Origin of the sequence: Leyella stercorea DSM 18206, assembly GCF_000235885.1 — a bacterium.
Classification (GTDB): domain Bacteria; phylum Bacteroidota; class Bacteroidia; order Bacteroidales; family Bacteroidaceae; genus Prevotella; species Prevotella stercorea.
The window spans coordinates 6,666-6,884 of record NZ_JH379465.1 but is presented as its reverse complement, the minus strand read 5'-3'; positions in this window follow the sequence as shown (position 1 = coordinate 6,884).

The window sequence follows — 219 nt, the reverse complement described above, 5'->3', positions numbered from 1 at the left end:
ATCTTTTGATTCCTACATCAAACCACAACCAAGGGAGATAAAGACTTAACTTCGAGGTGTTGTATATCTTTTGATTCCTACATCAAACCACAACCAACCATGAAGCCGAGCGGTCGAAATAAGGTTGTATATCTTTTGATTCCTACATCAAACCACAACAGGTTACACGTATTACCTATGAGTGGTCTGTTGTATATCTTTTGATTCCTACATCAAACC